This is a genomic window from Nocardia heshunensis, from assembly GCF_054782115.1.
Window position 1 is genome coordinate 1 of sequence record NZ_BAAGTC010000077.1, and the last position, 1,853, is coordinate 1,853.

Annotated in this window: 1 protein-coding gene; it reads right to left on the reverse strand. The window is 65.6% G+C overall.

Translation table 11 applies throughout. From position 1 onward, the window contains the following. Nucleotides 1-23 precede the first annotated feature (23 nt). A complete protein-coding gene (locus tag ACYVN4_RS45280) occupies nt 24-1,283 on the reverse strand; it encodes an IS110 family RNA-guided transposase (RefSeq protein ID WP_460730536.1) in 1,260 nt (419 codons plus the stop codon). Between the last annotated feature and the right edge of the window lie 570 nt (nt 1,284-1,853).

The following is a 1,853-nucleotide window of genomic DNA, read 5'->3' on the forward strand; positions in this document are numbered from 1 at the left end:
AAGACCTCCGATGGTTTTAGGGGTCAAGCCGCAGCGCGTGTCGGCGGTGTGTCGGGTAGTAGGCCGAAAGCTTTGATCGGATCGAAGGATTGGCCGGATTGGAGGCAGTGGTGCAGTTGGCCGAGCATCTTGTTGAACAGGTGGCGCAGTGCGGCGGCGTGCCGGTCTCCGTGGTCTCGGCGGTTTCGGTAGTGCTGGCGAGCGTGCTCGTTGACGTTGGCCGCGGAGAATGCCCAAACCCATCCCGCGGCCGCGAGGCGGTCGTTCTTGATGCGCCGGTAGCTGACGGAGATGCTCTTGCCGGAGGCCCTGGTGATGGGTGCGGATCCGGCGTAGGCCTTCAGCGCCCGGGCATCGGCGAATCGGTGTCTGTCGTCGCCGATTTCGGCGAGGACTCGTGCGCCGGTCAGGTCGGCGAGCCCGGGGAAGCTGGTGATGACCGCGTGGTCGGGGTGCTTGCGAAACTGTTCTGCGGCAGCCTGTTCGAGGTCGTCGGCGCCGCGGCAGGCCGCGTCGAGCATCGCCAGCAGTGCGAGGGCCTGGCGGGCCATCGCTTCCTCGACCAGGGTGGGCTGGCGCAGTTGTGGTGCGCGCAGGCCCTGCAGGATTTCGGCGGCCAGGTCGTCGATGCCGCGTTGGCGTCCTGCCCGGCGCAGCGCGGTCGCGATGCGCGATCGAGTGAGCTTGGCAGCCTTGGTCGGCGTCGGAGCGATGGTCAGGACGGCGCGGACTTCGGGTTTGGCGAGGTTGGTGGCGGACTTGCCGGCGAAGGTCTGCAGGAAGGCCGGAAAGTACTCGCGCAGCAAGGATCGCAATTCGTTGCTGGCCTTGGTGCGTCGCCAGACCGCGTCCTGCTGAGCACGCGCCAGGACCGCGATGGCATGGGCGAGCTCGCTGTCGACCGGCAACTGGCGGTGCAGATGGGCGTCAACGCGCAGGATGTTCGCCAGCGTCATCGCGTCGACATGGTCGGACTTGGATCGCGCGACCGATCGGCGTTCCCGATAACGGGCGACCGCCATCGGGTTGATCGCGAACACGGGTCGGCCCGACGAACGCAGCGCCGTCACCATCAATCCGCGCGGAGTTTCGATCGCGATCGGGATCGGGTCTTCGGCGGTGTCGCCAGCGGCGGCCAGCAACTCCATCAGCTCGGTGAAACCCGTTGGATCATCGGTGATTCGCTTCTTGGCGACGAGGCTGCCGTCGGCGTCGATGATCGCGATGTCGTGGTGGCCTTCGGCCCAATCAACTCCGCAGTAGCTGTTCAACGCAGCCTCCATCCGGTCGGGTGTTTCCGCTGGTCCAAGACCCAGGCGAGAACGCGCAGCGCCCTACTTACGAGGCTCTATGGCCTTGCCTCCGATGAGCTGTTCGCGATCCCAGCTCACTCTCACGGCGCCGGTCTGACTCAGAGCTCGGAGCTCCCGAATTTCGAGGCGTCTCGCCGTGCGAGTGGGCTCGAACCACGAGCAATTTCCCAGATTCCGCGACGGTTGGGACGGAAATGGCTGTCGCCGTGTCCGTCCCAGCCGATCCGCCGTTGCCAGCGCCCACGGTCTTTACTGAGAGCTAGGAGCTCGAGGGGTGAACAGGGGTCACTGCAACTTTGGCGGGTACCGGTGCGACGGTGGGAGCCCACCGCACCGAAGTCGCCCGGTCCGGCCGAAGCGCTCACGGTCTTACACGGGGACTCGTGTCAGGTCCAGGTGCGTAAAAGGAGTCGCTGCGGTCGAACCAGACGGCACGATCGACCCGCCAGTTGCTCGTTTCGCCTGGTCCGAGGCTTCACGGACAGCAGAGCTCCACAAGTTCCCGCTTCACCACAAGCCAACCGTTACAAGATAAGTAGG

Coding starts and splice junctions, on each gene's coding strand:
- ACYVN4_RS45280 (WP_460730536.1), bottom strand. CDS start 1,283: ATGGAGGCTGCGTTGAACAGCTACTGCGGAGTTGATTGGGCCGAAGGC.